Here is a 2,209-nt window from a genome sequence, read left to right on the forward strand (position 1 = left end):
AGGTGCACGCCTGCGCCGGTTCCCGGTCCGACCGGGCCGCGCGGCAAGGAGATATATTGCCAGACCGGAGGGGCCCGCGGGGCGGGAATCTGGTTGCACACAGCTCCTACATATTTATTATTCATCGACCAAACGTTAGAGCAAAAGAAGGGGGCCCTTTGCGAGACCCCCTTCCCTTCTTATCGGTAACAGTCTGTTTATCAAGCCCTAGGCCAGCAGCTTGCGGCCAGACTCCTCAATCGCGTCAAGTGCTGCATCAGCCTCGGCGGCATCCGCGCCCTTAGCGAAGATGTACAGCTTGATCTTGGGCTCGGTGCCGGAAGGACGGACAATACCCTTGTTGCCACCCTCAAGATCGAACTCAATGACATTAGCCTTCGGCAGACCGTTCACGCACGTGTTGTAATCCACAACGGCCTCGATCTTGGAGCCTGCGAGCTCCGCGGGCGGGTTCTCGCGCAGACCAGCCATGATGCCGGCCATCTTTGCTGCACCCTCAGCGCCCGGATAGCTCAGCGAAATCGTCTTGTTGTGATAGTAGCCATACTTCTCGTACAGCTCGTGCATCGCATCGGCAAGGTTCTTGCCCTGGAGCTTGTAATACTGCGCCATCTGGCAAATCAGAAGCGAAGTGCTCACGGCGTCCTTGTCGCGCACGTGGTCGCCGGCCAGATAACCGTAGCTCTCCTCGAAACCGAAGATAAAGCGATCGACTTCACCAGCATCGGAAAGCGAGGTAATGATGTCACCGATGTACTTGAAGCCCGTCAGGCAGCGACGGAGCTCAAAGCCATACTCCTCGGCCAGAGCATCGACCATGGCGGAAGAAACAATGGTAGTAACCGCGACCTTCTTGGTGAGATCCTCGCCGCGGGCGGCACGGGTCTTGCAGATATAGTCGAGCAGCAGAACGCCCATCTCATTGCCGGTCAGCAGCAGATAGTCATCACCATTCTTAACAGCAACGCCAACACGGTCGGCGTCAGGATCGGTTGCAAGCAGCAGATCGGGGTGAACCTGCTCGCACAGGTCGATTCCCTTCTGCATGGCCTGACGGATCTCGGGGTTAGGATACGGGCAGGTCGGGAAATCGCCGTTCGGGTCCTTCTGCTCGGGAACAACCGTGACATCGGTGATGCCGGCGCGCTCGAGCACCGTCGTGACGGGAATGAGTCCAGTGCCGTTGAGCGGAGTGTAGACGAGCTTAAGCGGAGCGCCAGCGATCTCCTCGGCAGAAAGGTTGGTCACGCCGCGCGCGAGAACGGCGTCGTAATAACGCTCGAGGCACGAGTCATCGATCCATTTGACCAGACCCTGCTCAAGAGCCTCATCGAAGTCCATGGACTTCACGCCAGTGAACGTATCGGTCTCGGCGATAGCCTTAGAAATTGCATCGGCGGCCTCGCTAGTGATCTGGCAGCCGTCGGGGCCATATGCCTTATAGCCGTTATAGGGCGCAGGGTTATGACTAGCGGTCATGCAAATGCCACCGGAGCACTTAAGGTCGCGGACGGCCCAGGAAAGCGTCGGCACGGGAGAAATCTTAGGGTACACGAGAGCAGTCACGCCGTTTGCTGCAAGAATGGCAGCAGTCGTCTTGACGAACAATTCGCCCTTATTGCGGCTATCGCGAGCAATGGCAACCGTCGGATGCTCAAAAGTCGCATTGAGATAGTCGGCGAAGCCCTGCGTTGCACGGCCGACCGTATAGATATTCATACGGTTGGTGCCAGCACCGATCGTGCCACGCAGGCCGGCGGTACCGAAGGCAAGATCCTGGAAGAAGGCATCGGTGATGGCATCCTCGTCACCCTGCTCCTTCATCGTGTTGAGCTCGGTCAGCAGCTCATCATCCTTGACATTGGCAATCCAAGTATCAAGCAGCTCGTGAACATCTGCCATGTGCGTCCTTCCTTCATAATCAATAAAACGGCCCGCCTAAAACAGGTCAAGCGCAGTATCACGCTTAAGTAGATAGTAATCCATTGAGTGCGTGAGACTGTCAGGAGAACGGTGAACGTCTGAATAAGACGGCAGATGATATCGTTGTAAAAATTGTAATTTAGTTAAATTGCCTGAGAAACGAAAAAGGGGGAGGCCGCGAGGCCTCCCCCTTCTCGATTCTCGATGACGGCTCGGTGCCGTCCACCGGTCAGCGGCGCCCTGGCCTCCCACGGGCTGGCCCCGCAGTACTCTCGGCGCGATGGGG

Annotated in this window: 1 protein-coding gene; it reads right to left on the reverse strand. The window is 57.2% G+C overall.

The window, feature by feature from the left end:
* Positions 1-207 precede the first annotated feature (207 nt).
* Entirely contained in the window at positions 208-1,902 is a 1,695-nt protein-coding gene (locus ACTQWD_RS08640; RefSeq protein ID WP_154518687.1) for a phospho-sugar mutase, read from the reverse strand.
* Positions 1,903-2,209: the final 307 nt, after the last annotated feature.

Source organism: Collinsella sp. LCP19S3_B6, from assembly GCF_052121815.1.
GTDB lineage: Bacteria > Actinomycetota > Coriobacteriia > Coriobacteriales > Coriobacteriaceae > Collinsella.

Bases quoted from the DNA above. Each gene is read 5' to 3' on its own strand.
- ACTQWD_RS08640 (WP_154518687.1), bottom strand. From the start codon at position 1,902: ATGGCAGATGTTCACGAGCTGCTTGATACTTGGATTGCCAATGTCAAG.